This window comes from Microbacterium sp. AG157 (genome assembly GCF_003385695.1).
GTDB classification, from domain to species: domain Bacteria; phylum Actinomycetota; class Actinomycetes; order Actinomycetales; family Microbacteriaceae; genus Microbacterium; species Microbacterium testaceum.
Genome location: NZ_QRDK01000001.1, coordinates 1,068,397 through 1,084,532, shown reverse-complemented (window position 1 = coordinate 1,084,532; position 16,136 = coordinate 1,068,397). Strand labels below are relative to the sequence as shown.

The following is a 16,136-nucleotide window of genomic DNA, read 5'->3' as shown; positions in this document are numbered from 1 at the left end:
GAGATCATGTGCATGTCGTCGACGTTCGCCCTGTGGCTCTTCGTCATCAGACAGGGGCCTCTCATGGCCACGTCCCGTTTTCTCCGACCTCTTACCCTCGTCGTCACGGGTGTCGGTCTCGCCGCGGTCATGGGGGCCGCAGCGATGTCCCCCGCCTCGGCGGCGACCGTGATCGACGGCCCGGTCGATCTCGGCACCGCCAGCACCTACGGCGTGCTCGGGGCCAGCGCCGTCACCAATACCGGCCCCACGCTCGTCAACGGTGACCTGGGGCTCTCCCCGGGAACGTCCATCACCGGCTTCGGCGGTTTGCCGGACGGCGTCGTGAACGGCACCGTTCACCAGACCGATGCCGCGGCGGCGCAGGCGCAGCAGGACGCTCTCACGGCATACGGCACCGCCGCCTCACTGACGCCGACTCGCACCGGCCTCGAGGAGCTCAACGGGCTGTCTCTGTCGCCCGGCGTGTACTCCGGCGGCGCTCTCGCCCTGGCCGACGCGGGCGCTCTGACCCTCGCCGGGGACGCGAACTCGGTGTGGGTCTTCCAAGCGGCATCCACTCTCACGATCGGCTCGGGCAGTCGCATCACGATCACCGGTGGTGCGAGCTCGTGCAACGTGTTCTGGCAGGTGGGCAGTTCGGCCTCCGTCGGCACCGCCGCGCAGTTCCAGGGCACCGTCGTCGCCCAGCTGTCCGTCACGGCGACCACCGGCGCGACCGTCCAGGGCCGCCTCATCGCTCAGAGCGGTGCGGTGACACTCGACGACAACACGATCACCGCCTCCACCGGCTGCCCTCCTCCGGGCACGGTGTCGGAGACGACCGCTCCGACCATCACGTCGCCGCCGCCGGGCAACGCCATCGTCGGTGAGGGCTACACCTCGACCATCACCGCCACGGGAAACCCCGCGCCGACCGTCACCGTGACCGGGTTGCCCGACGGCCTCGTCTTCGACAGCGGCACCGGAGTCATTTCGGGGACGCCCACGACGCCCGGCGATTACGCGGTGGTCATCACCGCGTCGAACGGCACCGCACCCGACGCGACGCAGAACGTGAACCTCGTCGTCGGCCAGCCCGCTCCCGCGCCGAGCCTCTCGCCGTCGGCGTCGACCCCGCCGACCGGCAGCGCGACCCCGCCCCCGGGCATTCGCGCCGACACTCCCGGCGGGCTCGCCGTCACCGGTACCGATCCGACGATGGCGCTGAACCTCGCCGGCGGATTACTCGTCGCCGGTCTCGTCGCCGTCGTCATCTCCCGACGCCGCGCACGTCGCTCCTGACCCGCTGATCACGAACGCGAGGCCGGTGCACCCCGAGGGGCGCCGGCCTCGCGTGTCTCGTGCCGAGAGAGGGCGACGGCTGAGCGTCGTGCATCGCCCCGCATGCCGAGCCGCGGGGTCGGCGCGTGGCCCTCATGCCTGCCCGGGCGCGGCAATCACTCGACCCGGCCGAACCCACCGCCGCTCCGTGAGCCCGGTGCCGGGGTCGAGGAGCGTCCCGCCCACGGACGCGAAGCCGTGATGCGCGTAGAACCGTTGCGCACGCTCGTTGACCTCGAAGACGAGGAGATGCGCCGCGTCGTCGCCGATCGCGGCGTGCAGCAGGCGCGATCCCAGCCCCGCGCCCTGCGCGTCGCGGCGCAGGTAGAGCGTGTGCAGTTCGCGCGGCGGTAACCCAGCGCGCGGTGAATCCTCGACGGAGGTACTCGCCACTCCGACGATCGCGCTCGCCGCCCAGGCGATCGTCACGGTCCGAGACCCGGAACGGATTCGTTCTGTCCACCGGTCGACGCGACTGCTGGCCGGGACGTCGAGCAGAGCGTCGTCGATCAGCCCGCGATAGGTCTGCTGCCACGCGAGGGTCTGGAACGCGGCGACGGCGGGCGCATCCTCGACGCGGGCCGTCGCGAGGCGGGCGATGATCACGCCCGCCGCTCGCAGAGCAGAGCCCCCACCGGCCGGCCTCCGCGCGTCTCGCGCGTGTGCGTCTCGACGACGTCGAAGCCCGCGGCATCCGCTCTGCGCCCCAGCTCCGCCGCGGGCCAGCGGTACGCCCGGACGACGGCGTGGTCGAATGCTTCGACCCCCGCGCCGACGAAGAAACCGAGCAGCAGTCGGCCGCCCGGACTCAGCGTTCGCGCGAACTCCCGCAGCGGCACGTCGACGCGCGCGGGTTCATGGTGGATCGTCGAGAACCACGACAGGATCCCGCCGAACTCCCCGTCGGCGGCTTCCAGGCCGTCGATCGTGTCGACATCGAACCGGATGCCGGCATGCACCGCCCGCGCGTGCGCGACGAACCGCGGGGAGAGGTCGACACCCCGCACGTCGAGGCCCTGCCCGGCGAGGTGCGCCGTCCAGTGCCCCGGTCCGCATCCGGCGTCGAGCAGCGGACCCGTGACCGAGGCGGCCCAGGCGTCGACGATGCTGCGGTCGACCGGGTGCACGGCATCCATCGATCCGAGGGCCGCGATGTATTCGTCGGCGCGGGCGTCGTACGCGGTCGAACTCATCGCTCGAGGCTACGGGGTGATCTTCACCGCTGGCGGGAGGAGATACGGGGAACGGAGGAGGGATGCCGCGGACTCGGCCCTCCGCTCCCGTGATCTCCTCCGCTCCCGCAGCGCGCGGGGCGAATCTCAGGCCTGCGCCACCCGCGCGGCGATGTCGGTGCGGTACTGCCCGCCCTCGAGGCCGATGCGCTCGAGTCCGGCGTAGGCCGCCTCGCGCGCCTCGCCGAACGTCGAGCCGGTGGCGACGACGCTGAGCACACGCCCACCGGTCGCAACGAGGTCACCGTCACGTCGTGCCGTGGCGGCGTGGGCGACGTGGACACCGTCGACCTCTTCGGCCTCGTCGATCCCGGTCAGCACACGACCGGTGAGGGGGGCCTCGGGATAGCCCTCGCTCGCGAGCACGACGGTGACCGCGGTCGCCTCGGCGAATGCGGGACGCGGCTGATCCTCGAGCGTGCCCGAAGCCGCCGCCAGCAGAAGGCGGGACAGGGGATCGATGAGGCGGGGGAGCACCACCTGGGTCTCGGGGTCGCCGAAGCGGGCGTTGAACTCGATGACCTTCACGCCCTGCTCGGTGAGGATGAGCCCGGCGTAGAGCAGCCCGATGAACGGGGTGCCCTCGGCATCCATCTGCCGGATGACGGGCTCGGCGATGTCGCGGGTGACCTGCGCGACGAACTCGTCCTCTCCGCCGAAGCGCTCCGTCAGCCACGGCAGCGGGGAGTACGCGCCCATGCCGCCGGTGTTGGGGCCCTCGTCGCCGTCGCGCAGACGCTTGAAGTCCTGGGCGGGGCTGAGCGGGGCGACGTGGTCGCCGTCGCTGAGGAAGAACAGCGAGACCTCGGGGCCCGAGAGGAACTCCTCGATCAGCACCGCGCCGCTGGGCAGGTAGCTCTCGGCGTGGGCGAGAGCCGCAGCGCGGTCGGAGGTCACGATGACGCCCTTGCCCGCCGCCAGACCGTCGGCCTTGACGACATGGGGGGCGCCGAACCGGTCGAGGGCGGCCTCGACGGTGGCGACGTCGTGCGCGCGCACCGATCCGCCGGTGGGGACGCCCGCGGCATCCATGATCCGCTTGGCGTACGTCTTCGAGCCCTCGAGCTGGGCTGCGGCCTTGCCCGGGCCGAACACCGGGATGCCGTGGGCGCGCAGCGGGTCGGCGACTCCGGCGACCAGGGGTGCCTCGGGGCCGACGACGACGAGGTCGATGGCCTCGCTCTTCGCGAAGGTCAGGACCGCGGTGGGATCCATCGGGTCGAGGTCGACCAGGTGCGCTTCGCGAGCGATGCCCGCGTTGCCGGGGGCGGCGAAGATCGCGTGCGACTCCTCTTCGGCGCGCAGGGCGAGGATGATGGCGTGCTCGCGCGCGCCCGAACCGAGGACCAGGATTCTCACGCGGCCAGCCTACCGAGCGCGGGGGTCGCGCTTTTCGCGCCGCCGCGCGCAAGCGCGCATCCTCAGCCGACTGCACGACCCCCGTTCTCTGCGGCGGGATGCCGACGAGGGTGCGCGATCGCTGAGGTCCTTCGCGAGCAGCGAGACGCCGATCCCGCGTCGACCCGCGGGTAGCGTGGATGCCATGCCTCCCCGCCGTATCGAGACCGGAGACGGCCGCGCCGCCCTCGCCGCCGTCGCCGCCGGAGACGCCCCGCGCCCCGCGACCGCCACAGCCGTGCGGTATCTGCTGCAACTGCTGGTCGAGAAGGCCCCCGGCAACTCGGTCGAGATGCGCGTGCCGCCGTTCGGCGCGGTCCAGGTGATCGAGGGCCCGAGGCACACGCGCGGGACGCCTCCGAACGTGGTCGAGACCGACGCCGCGACCTGGATCGCCGTCGCCACGGGCGAGGAGCACTGGGCGGATGCCGTGACCGCCGGCCGCATCGTCGCCTCGGGCGTCCGCGCCGACCTCAGCGCGCTGCTGCCGCTGCGGCCGTAGGCGGGGGTGCCGCCGGGCGCTCAGCCAGATCACGTGATCTCGGCCACAGCACACGCCATGTGCCGCGATCTCGACGAGATCACGTGACCTCGCCGGCCGCGCCCCCGCCGCCCCGCCCCCGCGCCCCGCGTCAGCGCCGGACGGGATCCCCGCCGCCGGCCAGGAACCGCTCCAGGTCGCGTCGGGTGGGGGCAGCCTCCCAGTCGCCCGGCACGAGACAGGCCATGGCCCCGCACGCGGTGGCGCGGACGAGCGCCGCGGCGATGTCGAGACCGTCGAGGTGGGCACTGAGGTACCCCGAGACGAAGGCGTCGCCCGCACCGACGGTGTCCAACGGGTCGATGGCGAAACCCGGGGCTTCGGTGGAGCCGTCGGCGGTGAAGACGGCCGCACCGTCGGGACCGCGCTTGACCACCACGTGCGCCACTCCCGCATCGAGGAGCGACTCCGCGGCATCCGGGGTCATCAGCGCGAACTCCTCGGTCCCGCCGAACACGATGGTCGCGCGCTCGGCGATCTCGCGCAGGATGGGGCCCGCGACGGCGGGGCTCGCGAGGGCCGAGCGGTAGTTCACGTCGAAGCTCACCGTGACGCCGGCGCCGCTGGCGCGCTCGACGGCCGTGAGCACCGTGGCGCGTGCGGTGTCGGAGAGCAGCGGTGTGATGCCGGTCACGTGCAGCAGGTCCGCTTCTTCGATCCACTCCGGGGGGACATCGCTCGGCGAGAGGCGTGAGCCGGCCGAACCGCGGCGGTAGTAGTGCACGGCGGTGGATGCCGCCGACGGACGCTCCTTGAGCATGAGGCCCGTCGGTGCTCCGCCGTCGACGATCGCGCGCACGTCGAGGCCCTCGGCGCGCAGCTCCCGCGCGATGCGCTCGCCCAGGGGATCGTCGCCGACGCGGCCCAGCCACGAGACGTCGACCCCCAGCCGGCGCAGGCCGACGGCGACGTTGCTCTCCGCCCCGCCGATGCCCAGGGCGAGCCCCGCGGCGTGGCGAAGCGAGCCGATCTCGGTGGTGCGGGCGAGCGCCATCGTCTCGCCGAGCGTGACGACGCGGGTCACGCGGACTGTCCCTCGGGGCGTTCGGAACCCGCGCACACCGCGACGAACCGCTCGGCCCGGTCGCGCAGCGCGCCCAGGTCGCCGCCACGGAAGGCGTCACCGAGCAGGGGCCCGCCCACGCTGACCGCCACGGCCCCCGCCGCGAGCCAGGCGGCCGCGGAGTCGGCATCCACTCCTCCCGAGGGCACGACGGCGATGTCGGGGAACGGCCCGCGCAGGTCTTTCAGGTAGCCGGGGCCGACCTGACCGGCCGGGAACACCTTCACGGCCGAGGCGCCCGCCGACCAGGACGCGAACAGCTCGGTCGGGGTGAGACCGCCGGGGATGATCGGTATGCCGGCATCCACCGCCCGCTCCACGAGCGCGGAGGAGGTGATCGGCGTCACGACGTAGTCGGCGCCCACCTCGATCGCGCGCTCCAGCTGTTCGAGGGTCGTGACCGTGCCGATACCGAGATCGCCGTCGAACGACGATCGCAGTGAGGCGAACGCGTCGAAGGTGCCGGGGGTCGTCAGTGTCAGCTCGACGCTCTGCACCCCGCCCTCGGCGAGGGCATCGAGCACCGCACCGTAGTCCGCGGCGGCCGACGCCCGCGCGACCACGACGAGCTTCGACGAGAAAGTGCGCGAGGGCAGCTCACCAGTCATGGACGGTCCCATCGAGCAGGCGGTTCACGGGCAGGTACGCCTTCGTGTACTCGAAGGCGCTCGCGGCCTCTTCGTCGAGCTCGACGCCGAGGCCGGGCTGATCGCCCGGGTGCAGGAAGCCCCGGTCGAAGGTGAACGACGTCTGGAACACCTCGAGCGTCTGCTCGTTGTGCGGCATGTACTCCTGGATGCCGAAGTTGTGGATCGCCAGGTCGAGGTGGAGCGCGGCGGCCATGCCGACGGGCGAGATGTCGGTCGGGCCGTGGATGCCGGAGCGGATGCCGTAGATGGCGGCGAAGTCGAGGATCTTCTTCATCGCCGTGATACCGCCGGTGTGGGTCACGGCGGAGCGCACGTAGTCGATCAGGCGTTCGGTGATGAGCGTCTGATAGTCGTACACGGTGTTGAAGACCTCGCCGATCGCGAGCGGGGTGGTGGAGTGCTGTCGGATGAGTCGCAGTGCCGCCTGGTCCTCGCCCGGGGTGGCGTCTTCGAGCCAGAACAGGTCGTAGGGCTCGATGTCCTTCGCGAAGCGCGCGGCCTCGATGGGGGTCATGCGGTGGTGGCCGTCGTGCAAGAGGCGCAGGTCGGTGCCGAACTCCTCCCGGATCTGCGCGAAAACGCCGGGCATGTGGGTGAGGTACTGGCGGGTGTCCCACTGCTCCTCGGCCGGGCGGTCGCCCGAGCGCTTGGCCGGTTCGTAGTCGTAGCGCACACCCGGACCGGCGGCCGAGACACCGTAGATCTGCCCCAGGCCGGGGACGCCGGTCTGCACGCGGACGGCGGTGAAGCCGAGTTCGCGATACCCGGTGATCGCGTTGGAGAGGGCCGCGAAGTCGGTGCCCGAGGCGTGCGCGTAGACCCGCACGCCGTCGCGACTGGCTCCGCCGAGCAGCTGGTACAGCGGCATCCCGGCCTTCTTCGCCTTGATGTCCCACAGGGCCATGTCGACGGCGGCGATCGCGGCCATCGTCACGGGCCCACGGCGCCAGTACGCGCCCCGGTAGAGGTACTGCCAGGTGTCTTCGATGCGGTCCTCGTCGCGCCCGATGAGCATCGAGGCGAGGTGGTCGGAGAGGTACGACGCCACCGACAGCTCGCGGCCGTTGAGCGTGGCGTCGCCCCAGCCGACGATGCCGTCGCTGGTGGTGACCTTGAGAGTGACGAAGTTGCGGCCGGGGCTGGTGACGATGACGTCGACGGAGGCGATGCTCATACGGGGTCTTTCTTGTCGAAGCGGGAGGCGGGGCGGGGGTGCGTCGCGTGGCCGGGTGGGGCGATCGAAGTGGCCCCGGGGCGTCTCGGATGACCCCGGGGCCACGCACGATGGCGGATCGCACTCACCGACGAAGCGGGATGCCGGGCGGACTCGCCGTCACGAGCCCGCCCGGGGTGCGGGGCGAAGCGCCCCGCGGGTTCACATCGCGGGACGGGGATCGCGCAGATCGCGCCCGGTCCACTCGGGGGCGACGATCGCGGCGACCAGTGCCGAGGCGGTGAAGACGCCCATGAGCACCATGACCGGCACGATGCTGCCGGTGGCCGCGGCCACCCACGCGGCGGCGACGACCGGACCGATGCCCGTGGCGACGATGGCCGCGATCTCGCGGACGACGGCGGTGAGCGTGTAGCGGTTGCGTGCGCCGAAGATCTCGGGGATCGAGATGTTCTCCATCGAGGCCAGCCCCAGCACCGAGATGTTGTGGATGAGTGCGTATCCGACGAAGATCGCTCCCACTTCGCGCGAGTTGATCAGCAGCAGCGTCGGAACGATGAGCAGCAGCGACAGCGCCGACATCACGATGTACATCCGGCGACGGCCGAACCTGTCGCCGAGGAAACCGACGAGGGGGATCGTGATGAACCCGATCAGCGACGAGACGATGACGATCTCGGGACCGACCTCTTTCGAGATCGCGAGGGTGATCGTGATGAACGAGATGAGGTAGGTCTGCACGATGCCGGAGTTTCCGGCCTGACCGAAGCGCAGCAGGAACGACACGAGGACGGCCTTCAGCGGCTTCTTCTGCAGCGACTCGAGGGTGCGGATGTCGTTCGTCTCGGTGGCGACCTTGTGCAGCTCGGCGCGCGAGAGCGCCTTTCCGTCGACGACGTCGGTGCGCTCCTCGAAGACGGGGCTCTCCTTGAGGTTGAAACGCACCCACAGGGCGAAGAGCATGATGACGGCGCTGCCGATGAAGGGGATGCGCCAGCCCCACGCGATGACGTCGCTCTCCATCATCACGGCGAGCAGGATCGCCCAGATGCCCGAGGCGAAGAGCGTTCCGCAGTTGGTGCCGAGCGCGACGAGCGAGGCGACGATTCCGCGACGGTTGTCGGGCGCGTATTCGGCGAGCATGACGCCCGCGCCCGAGATCTCCGCTCCCGCACCGAAGCCCTGCGCGAGGCGGAGGACCACCAGCAGGATCGGGGCGAGGATGCCGACCTGCTCGTACGTGGGCAGCACGCCGATGAGCGTGGTCGCCGCGCCCATCAGCAGGATCGTGTAGAACAGCACCTGCTTGCGGCCGATCTTGTCGCCGATACGGGCGAAGAAGAACGCACCGACCGGGCGGGCCACGTATCCCACGCCGTAGGTCGCCATCGCCAGCACGACCGCCATGGCCGCGTCGCCGCCGGCGAAGAAGATCTGGCTGAAGACGAGGGCGGCGGCCAGCGAGTAGAGCTGGAAGTCCATGAACTCCAGCGCGGTGCCGAGCCAGCCCGACACCGCGGCGCGGGCGAGGTCGCCGACGGATCGTTTGGCGACGGGCGGCGGCGTCGAGGCGTCGACGCCGGGGGCGGAAGAGCTGCTCATCGGATTACTCCTTCGTAGTGATGATGTGTCGGGTGTCAGAGGGAGAGAAGGACCTTGGCGGATGCAGAGGAGTCCCGCGCCGTGGCGAGCGCGCTCGCGGCGTCGGAGGCGGGGACGACGTGCGAGACGACCGCGTCGAGGGCGGTGCTGGAGGCCAGCAGGGCGATCGCGTCGTCGATTTCGGTCGAGAAGCGGAACGCGCCGCGCAGGGTCAGCTCTTTGCCGAGCATCGGCGCGAGGTTCACGCCGATCTCGGCGTCGGGGAGCATGCCGACCTGGACGACGGTGCCCGCTCGGCGGGCGGCACGGACGGCCTGGGTCAGGGCCACGCCGACACCGGAGCACTCGAAGACCACGTCGACGGACTCGGGATCGATCGCGTCGGTGCCCACGAGGAAGGTCTCGGTCGCGCCGAGCTCCCGGGCACGTTCCAGGGGCTCGGGCCGCACGTCGCTCGCACCGACGACCGAGGCTCCCGCGTGGACGGCGGCCGCGATCGTGAGCAGCCCGATGGGACCGGCGCCGATGACGAGGGCGCGCTTTCCGGTGAGGTCTCCCGCGAGGCCCACCGCGTGGAGGGCGACCGCGAGGGGCTCGGCGAGCGCGGCGCGCTGGAGCGGCAGTCCCTCGGCGAGCACCCGGATCATGTGCTCTTCGACGACGAGGAGCTCGGCGGCCCCGCCCTGGCGGTGGGGGAACCCTGCGGCACTGCCCAGGTAGTCGCCGCCCGCGCGCAGGTGCGGACGCTCTTCGAGGCCGGGCGTCGACGGGCCGAAACGCGCGGGGTGGACCGTCACGGGCGTCCCGGGGGCGAGTCGTCCCGAGGGGTCGAGATCGACGACCGCCGAGAGCTCGTGTCCGGGGGTCAAGGGTTCCCGGACGGCGTACTCGCCGTTCTTGCCGTGGAAGTAGTAGTGCAGGTCGGATCCGCAGATTCCGACATAGCGCACGCGGAGGCGCACTTCGCCCTCGCCGGGTTCGGGGTCCGGTCGGTCTTCCCAGCGGATCTCCTCCGCAGCGTGGATCGCGAGAAGCTTCATCGCGTCTCCTTCGTGTCGAAGCGCCCGAGGGGCGCCGGGTGGTCAGTGGGTGGTCGGTGCCAGAGCGTCGGATGCCGACAGGCTGTCGGCGATGGCGCGGTCGACGCCGCGCGTGACGATCGTGTCGAGGAGGTCGCCGACGCGGTCGACGAAGGCGGTGCGGTGGGCGAGCTCTTCGCCGAAGAGCTGCAGGTCGACGATCGCCCGAGCGGCGAGGTCGCGTCCATCGCGGGTGGCGACGGCGGTCAGCCGTTCGCGCGCCGGGTCGGTCATCGCGGCCGCGTGCGGGCCCGGGTCGAATCCCGCGGGAGGGGCGACGCAGGCGAGGTAGGCCGCCACGGTGAGGGCGATGAGGTGGGGGAAGACGCCGTTCTCGAGCGCGTGGAGCACAGGTCCGGGGATGCGCTGTCCGAGCTTGACCGAACCGTCCGAACCCACCTGGCTGGTGCGGTGTCCGAGGGCGCTGTTGCCCCAGCGCGAGAACAGGTCGCGTTCGTACTGTGCGATGTCGACGCCCGCCGGTGCCGTCACCGAGGGCTCGTACTCCTGGCGCAGGATGGCCGCTGCGGCGGACTCCACGTCGGGCAAAGAGATGGCATCCGGGATGGTCGCTGCCCCGCGCAACGCACCCAGGTACGCGATGAGGGAGTGCGTGCCGTTGAGCAGCCGCACCTTCAGCTGCTCGAAGGCGCCCACCTCGTCGGTGAAGACGGCGCCGCCGGCCTCCCAGGCGGGACGTCCCCCGGCGAAGCGGTCTTCGATCGCCCACATCGTGAACGGCTCGGCGGGCACGGGGATGTCGTCGCGCGCGCCCAGCAGGGCGGTGACGCGCTCGGTGAGCTCCGGCGTCGTCGAGGGGACGATGCGGTCGACCATGCTCGAGGGGAAGGTCACGGCCCGGTCGAGGTAGGCGAGGACGTCGGCGCCCTCGGCATCCGGAAGCTCCCGCACGAAGTCGCGCACGAGCTTCTCGGTGTGCGATCCGTTCGAGAGCAGGTTGTCGCAGCTGAGGATCGAGATCGGCGCACCGCCCGCGGCGGCGCGGCGCTGGAGCCCGCGAGCGAGCTGCCCGGTGGTCGAGCGCGGGTCGCCCCCGCGCAGATCGCTCGCCACGATCGGGTCGGTGACGTCGAGGTGCTGGGTGGCGTTGGAGTAGCTGTAGCCGTTCTCGGTGACGGTCAGCGTCGCGATGCGGATCCGCGGATCGGCGAGGTCGTCCACGACCCGGGCCGGCTCGTCGGCGGCGACGTACGAGTCGGTGTGCACGCCGGGGACGACCAGCGACGTGCCCTCGGGTGAGATCGTGGCGACGGCGTACAGGTGGTCTTGGGCGTGCAGAGCGTCGACGACACGGTGCGAGCGCGAGGCGACCCCGACGATGCCCCAGTCCCCGCCTTCGGCACGCAGGGCGGCCGCGGTGTAGACCGCTTGGTGGGCGCGGTGGAAGCTTCCGAGGCCCAGGTGCAGGATGCCGGCTCCGCCCGGGGTGACGGTCGCGTTCGCGGTGCCGCGCTGCAGCCGTGCGCTCATGAGCGGGTTCCCGACGGCGCGGCGGTGGTCGACCGGGGGAGATCGTCGATGATCAGCATGTAAGCAGTTTTCAAGCTTTGTACAAACTTGTCAAGTGTTTACATCGACGGATGCGCGATGATGGAACGTCACGGACAGGGGTGAACATGGCGGCGAATCTCACCGAGGTGGCCAAGCACGCGGGCGTCTCGATCGCGACCGCGTCGCGCGCGTTCGGCGAGCCCGATCGCCTGGCCCCCGCCACCCTCGACCGCGTTCGCCGCGCCGCCGTCGAGCTGGGGTACACGGCGCCGCAGGCGACCGTCGCCACCCGCACGATCGCGGTGATCGTCCCGGATGCCGCCAACCCCGTATACGCGACGCTGCTCAAGGCCATCCAGGCGCAGGCGTGGCACGGTCGTCACCGCATCGTGCTGTTCGACGCCGACGAGGATCTCCGCCGCGAGCGCGAGAGCATCGAACTCGCCGCGCGCACCGACGGAGTCCTCCTCTGCTCACCGCGCCTTCCCGAGCGCGACGTTCTCGCACTCGTCGGCGACACTCCGCACGTCGTCGTCAACCGTGTGCTCGACGGAGCGGTCTGCGTCGTCATGGACGCGGAGCGCGGACCCGTCCAGGCTGTCGAGCATCTCTCCGCGCTCGGTCACTCCCACATCGCCTACGCCTCGGGCCCGCACGGCTCGTGGGCGGACGAGCAGCGCGCCGGTGCCGTCGAGCGGGCCTGCCGGCGCTTCGGCATCCGGCTCTCGCGCCTCAGCCACAACGCCGCATCGATTCAGGGTGGTCGAGCGGCCTCGGCGGCCGCCGTCGCGACCGGGGCCACCGCCGTGATCGCGTACAACGACCTCGTGGCTCTGGGCCTCGAGGCCGGGATGGCCGAGCTCGGGCGCGCGTGCCCCGACGACGTCAGCATCGTCGGGATCGACGACATCGACCTCGCCGGTGCGGTCACGCCCAGCCTGACGACGGTGCGCATGCCCATCGCCCGCTCCGGAGCGCTCGCCGTCGACCTGCTGCTGCAGTCCATGGCCGGGTCGGCGCCGATCGCCGACACCGTGCTCCCCTCCGAGCTCATCGTCCGCCGGTCCACCGCTCCGCCCGCCGGCTGATCCGGTATCTCGACGCCCGCGCATTCCCGCCCCGCCGATCCGCCAGCGGTGGGACAATGGTCGTATGGCCGAGCAGCCCGCCCCCGAACGACCGTCTTCCTCGAGCGAAGAGCGACAGACGCTGACGGTTCGTCGCGCCCCGAAGTACGGCGTGTTCCTGGGGGCCGGGGCGTTCGCCGGCATCCTGATCGCCCTTCTGCTCACCGTCTTCATCGACGGTTCCGACATCAGCCCGTACACGCAGGTCGTCTACTCGCAGATGCAGGTCTTCGGGTTCACGGCCCTGATCTTCGTCGTGCTGGGCGTCGCGGTGGGGGCGATCGTCGCCCTGATCTTCGAGCGCACCGTCGGCGGTCGTACTCGCCAGGTCACCGTCGAGCACGAGCAGCACGGCATCTGACGCGCAGCTCGTCGATCAGGCCAGTTCGGCGATGATCGGGTGGATCGCGGTGTCGAAGGCTGCGACGTCGCCGCGCAGGCCGTCGGTCACCGCCACGGTGAGCGAGCCGATCCACCACACGCCTCGCTGAGCCAGCGGAAGCACCTGCACGTTCAGCTCGAACGAGTGAGCGCGTCGCCCCACGGCCCGCTCGTGCGCGGCGATCGCGCTCGCATACGCGCGGTACGAGACCCCGGGCCGGGCGGCGGCCTCGCGCGTATAGCGATCGTTCGCGAGCCGCGCGAAGTCGACGGCGTCGTCGGCGTGCGCGCCGATGGCTGCGCGCAGGGTCTCCGAGCCCTCGACCGGCAGGGTGACGAGCGTCTCGAAACCGTCGATCAGTTCGAGGGGCACGGGCGAGGGGTGCGCCTGGGGCTCCACCGTCATCGCCCAGTACTCGCGCCACTCGCGTTCGAGCTGCGCGTGCGCGGCATCCGTCCGCTCATCCACCCACGGGGGCGGCACGCGCCGCAGGGCGGGTAGCTCGTCGGGAGACCGGATGCCGAGGACCTGGCGCAGGTAGAGCGCGACGAGCACCGATTGCGCCGCGTCCTCGCGGATCACCCACTCCGGCTGACCGCCCGTCATGGCGCCATTGTAGGGAGCGGGAGCGACGTGGGGGTGGGTCTTGCGTCGGGCCGGGGGTGCGTCGCGGGTGGCCCGGTGCGCGTGCCGCGGGAGGGTCGCGGGAGGAGAACTCCGGACGGGAGGATGCCAGGCGCCCGGTCCGTCCTCCCGTCGCTGAATCTCCTCCCGTCGTCAGCCCCGGTGCGCGTGCTCGTGCTTCCTCCACATCCCCGTTGTCCACAGCGCGTCGCGCGATCCGCCGATCGCACGTCGCCGACCGGGCACGATGGCGCGATGGTCGATTCCGCGCTCCGCCTCGATGGGCTCGTCACTCGCCTTCGTGCTCTCGGCGGGCTGGCGGCCTCCGCCCGTGTGCAACGGGAGGGTTTCTCCGCCGGTACCGTCGGGGCGGCCGTTCGCGCGGGCGCCGTTCTCCGTATCCGTCGCCGGTGGCTCGCGCTGCCCGAAGCCGACGCGTTCCTCGTCGCGGCGGCACGCAGCGGTGTGGTGCTGACGTGCAGCACGGCCGCCCACCGGCTGGGGCTGTGGGTGCTGAAACACGAGGAGGTGCATGTCGCCGCCCCTCCCCACGCGGGTCGCATCACGGTGGCAGAGGGCACTCGCGTGCACCGGTGCACGCCGCTGATGCCGCGGCATCCCGAGGATCTCATCGATGGTGTCGTCAACATCCTGGGCGTCGTCAGCAGATGCCTGCCGACGGAGCAGGCCCTCGCCGTCTGGGACTCGGCGCTGAACAAGAAGCTCGTGACGCTGGACGAGATGCGGCGGTACCGGCTGACAGGCCGAGGCAGGGCGCTCGCGGACCTCGCCACTCCTCTCGCCGACTCGGGTCTGGAGACCTTCCTCATCGTCCGGCTGCGATGGCTGGGGGAGCGCCTCACGCCGCAAGCGTGGATCCTCGGTCATCGCGTCGATCTGCTGATCGGAGAACGACTTGTGGTTCAGGTCGACGGTGCTCACCACGTGGGCGCACAGAGAGAGGCCGACATCCGGCACGACGCTCGGCTGATGCTCAACGGCTATCACGTCATCCGCGTCGGCTACCGGCAGGTGGTCGCGGACTGGCCCTCCGTGCAGCAGCTCGTCGTCCACGCCATCGCGCAGGGGCTGCATCGAACTCGCTGAGGTGCCGCGGGCGGGGCGTCGGGAGGAGAACCCGCGAAGGGAGGGCGGGTGCGCGTCTCGAGGTCCTCCCGTCACGGAATCTCCTCCCTTCCCCCGCCCAGGGACGCTCCCCTGTGTTCTGAAAGGGTCACGCGGGGTGCGGTGCCCGCGCGTGTCCGCCCCGGGTAGTCTGTTGCGGTGGCTTCCGCTCCCCACGAAAACCCATACTCCGCCGCAGGCGTCGATACCGCCGCCGGAGATCTCGCCGTCGAACTGATGAAGTCGGCCGTGCGTCGTACGCACGGGCCCGAGGTGCTCGGTGGGGTGGGCGGTTTCGCCGGTCTCTTCGACGCCTCCGCGCTCCGCGACTACGCGCGCCCCCTGCTCGCGACCAGCACCGACGGTGTCGGTACGAAGGTCGCGATCGCGCAGGCCATCGACAAGCACGACACCATCGGTGAAGACCTCGTCGGCATGGTCGTCGACGACATCGTCGTGGTCGGTGCACGTCCCCTCTTCATGACCGACTACATCGCGTGCGGCAAGGTCGTGCCCCCGCGCATCGCCGACATCGTCGCGGGCATCGCGCGCGGTTGCGCCATGACCGGCACCGCGCTCGTCGGCGGCGAGACCGCCGAGCACCCGGGTCTGCTCGGCATCGACGACTACGACGTCGCGGGAGCGGCGACCGGTGTCGTCGAGGCCGATCGCGTGCTCGGTGCCGACCGCGTCCGCGCGGGAGACGTGGTGCTGGCCCTCGCCTCGAGCGGCCTGCACTCCAACGGCTACTCGCTCGTGCGCCACATCATCACCGGCGCGGGGATCGCCTACGGCGCGGCCTCCGCGGAGCTCGGTAGCACGTGGGGCGAAGCGCTGCTCGAGCCCACGCGCCTGTACACCTCGCCGCTGCTGCGTCTGCTCGACGACGCAGCGGTGGGCAGTGGCATCCACTCGCTCAGCCACGTGACGGGCGGCGGTATCGCCGCGAACCTCGCGCGCGTGCTCCCGCAGCAGAGCTGGGTCGATGTGGACCGTTCGACGTGGAGCCCCGCGCCGGTGTTCCGCGTCCTCGCCGACATGGGTGGACTCGAGCTCACGGCGACCGAGGGCACGTGGAACCTCGGCATCGGCTTCCTCGCCATCGTCTCGCCCGAGATCGCGGATGCCGCGACCGCCGCGCTGCAGGCCGATGGCATCGCCACCTGGCAGGTCGGCGTCGTCCGCGAGGGCGCTCGCCCCGAGGGCGAGTACGAACAGGGAGCGAAGGGCGTCGACGGAGGGGCCGTGCGCCTGGTCGGAACCTACGCGGATGCCGGGCACCCGGCGAACGGAGCGGTCTGACA

General features: G+C 71.4%; 16 protein-coding genes. 6 read left to right on the top strand and 10 right to left on the bottom strand.

The genetic code is table 11. The annotated features are described in order from the left end of the window. The first annotated feature begins 63 nt into the window (after nucleotides 1–63). Nucleotides 64–1,284: an ice-binding family protein gene (locus tag DEU35_RS05185; protein ID WP_220340838.1), complete on the top strand. Its 1,221-nt coding sequence runs from the start codon at nucleotides 64–66 to the stop codon at nucleotides 1,282–1,284. Between the two features lie 132 nt (nucleotides 1,285–1,416). Here DEU35_RS05185 and DEU35_RS05180 read toward each other — a convergent pair whose 3' ends face one another. The 3 genes from DEU35_RS05180 to purD all read right to left on the bottom strand — a co-directional run bounded on the left by DEU35_RS05180 (nucleotide 1,417) and on the right by purD (nucleotide 3,914). After that, nucleotides 1,417–1,929, bottom strand: a complete 513-nt coding sequence (locus DEU35_RS05180; protein ID WP_181904570.1) for a GNAT family N-acetyltransferase — start codon at nucleotides 1,927–1,929, stop codon at nucleotides 1,417–1,419. After that, on the bottom strand, nucleotides 1,926–2,516 hold the full coding sequence (locus DEU35_RS05175; protein ID WP_116238774.1) for a class I SAM-dependent methyltransferase: 591 nt from the start codon (nucleotides 2,514–2,516) through the stop codon (nucleotides 1,926–1,928). Before DEU35_RS05175 ends, DEU35_RS05180 begins: the two co-directional genes overlap by 4 nt. 126 nt (nucleotides 2,517–2,642) lie before the next feature. Next, nucleotides 2,643–3,914 (bottom strand): phosphoribosylamine--glycine ligase, encoded by a 1,272-nt coding sequence (gene purD, locus DEU35_RS05170; RefSeq protein ID WP_103206949.1) that lies wholly within the window; start codon nucleotides 3,912–3,914, stop codon nucleotides 2,643–2,645. 184 nt (nucleotides 3,915–4,098) lie between these two features. Here purD and DEU35_RS05165 point away from each other — a divergent pair, with 184 nt between their 5' ends. After that, entirely contained in the window at nucleotides 4,099–4,455 is a 357-nt protein-coding gene (locus DEU35_RS05165; protein ID WP_103206948.1) for a sterol carrier family protein, read from the top strand. A gap of 130 nt (nucleotides 4,456–4,585) precedes the next feature. Here the strand turns inward: DEU35_RS05165 and DEU35_RS05160 are convergent, their stop codons facing one another. The 6 genes from DEU35_RS05160 to DEU35_RS05135 all read right to left on the bottom strand — a co-directional run bounded on the left by DEU35_RS05160 (nucleotide 4,586) and on the right by DEU35_RS05135 (nucleotide 11,553). Then, the gene (locus tag DEU35_RS05160) at nucleotides 4,586–5,518 is read right to left on the bottom strand and encodes a sugar kinase (RefSeq protein ID WP_116238773.1); all 933 of its coding nucleotides are present in this window, start codon (nucleotides 5,516–5,518) and stop codon (nucleotides 4,586–4,588) included. Further along, entirely contained in the window at nucleotides 5,515–6,165 is a 651-nt protein-coding gene (locus DEU35_RS05155) for a bifunctional 4-hydroxy-2-oxoglutarate aldolase/2-dehydro-3-deoxy-phosphogluconate aldolase (RefSeq protein WP_116238772.1), read from the bottom strand. The genes DEU35_RS05160 and DEU35_RS05155 overlap by 4 nt, the downstream gene beginning before the upstream one ends. Then, nucleotides 6,155–7,381, bottom strand: coding sequence for a D-mannonate dehydratase ManD (manD, locus tag DEU35_RS05150; RefSeq protein WP_103206945.1), 1,227 nt, complete (start codon nucleotides 7,379–7,381; stop codon nucleotides 6,155–6,157). The genes DEU35_RS05155 and manD overlap by 11 nt, the downstream gene beginning before the upstream one ends. 201 nt (nucleotides 7,382–7,582) lie before the next feature. Next, the gene (locus DEU35_RS05145) at nucleotides 7,583–8,983 is read right to left on the bottom strand and encodes an MFS transporter (protein WP_103206944.1); all 1,401 of its coding nucleotides are present in this window, start codon (nucleotides 8,981–8,983) and stop codon (nucleotides 7,583–7,585) included. A gap of 35 nt (nucleotides 8,984–9,018) precedes the next feature. Further along, nucleotides 9,019–10,023: an L-idonate 5-dehydrogenase gene (locus tag DEU35_RS05140; RefSeq protein WP_116238771.1), complete on the bottom strand. Its 1,005-nt coding sequence runs from the start codon at nucleotides 10,021–10,023 to the stop codon at nucleotides 9,019–9,021. Nucleotides 10,024–10,065: 42 nt separating this feature from the next. Next, nucleotides 10,066–11,553 (bottom strand): mannitol dehydrogenase family protein, encoded by a 1,488-nt coding sequence (locus tag DEU35_RS05135; RefSeq protein WP_116238770.1) that lies wholly within the window; start codon nucleotides 11,551–11,553, stop codon nucleotides 10,066–10,068. Between the two features lie 146 nt (nucleotides 11,554–11,699). Between DEU35_RS05135 and DEU35_RS05130 the strand changes: the two genes are divergently transcribed. Together DEU35_RS05130 and DEU35_RS05125 are read left to right on the top strand one after the other, a co-directional pair. Next, nucleotides 11,700–12,662, top strand: a complete 963-nt coding sequence (locus DEU35_RS05130) for a LacI family DNA-binding transcriptional regulator (protein WP_103206941.1) — start codon at nucleotides 11,700–11,702, stop codon at nucleotides 12,660–12,662. Nucleotides 12,663–12,726: 64 nt separating this feature from the next. After that, nucleotides 12,727–13,062: a potassium transporter Trk gene (locus DEU35_RS05125; protein ID WP_116238769.1), complete on the top strand. Its 336-nt coding sequence runs from the start codon at nucleotides 12,727–12,729 to the stop codon at nucleotides 13,060–13,062. 15 nt (nucleotides 13,063–13,077) lie between these two features. On the opposite strand, the gene DEU35_RS05120 is transcribed toward DEU35_RS05125, so the two are convergent. Then, nucleotides 13,078–13,689, bottom strand: a complete 612-nt coding sequence (locus DEU35_RS05120; protein ID WP_116238768.1) for a zinc-binding alcohol dehydrogenase — start codon at nucleotides 13,687–13,689, stop codon at nucleotides 13,078–13,080. A gap of 273 nt (nucleotides 13,690–13,962) precedes the next feature. On the opposite strand from DEU35_RS05120, the gene DEU35_RS05115 reads away from it, so the two are divergent. Both DEU35_RS05115 and purM read left to right on the top strand, forming a co-directional pair. Continuing rightward, the gene (locus DEU35_RS05115) at nucleotides 13,963–14,814 is read left to right on the top strand and encodes an endonuclease domain-containing protein (protein WP_116238767.1); all 852 of its coding nucleotides are present in this window, start codon (nucleotides 13,963–13,965) and stop codon (nucleotides 14,812–14,814) included. 177 nt (nucleotides 14,815–14,991) lie between these two features. After that, nucleotides 14,992–16,134 (top strand): phosphoribosylformylglycinamidine cyclo-ligase, encoded by a 1,143-nt coding sequence (purM, locus tag DEU35_RS05110; protein ID WP_116238766.1) that lies wholly within the window; start codon nucleotides 14,992–14,994, stop codon nucleotides 16,132–16,134. The last annotated feature ends 2 nt before the right edge of the window (nucleotides 16,135–16,136 follow it).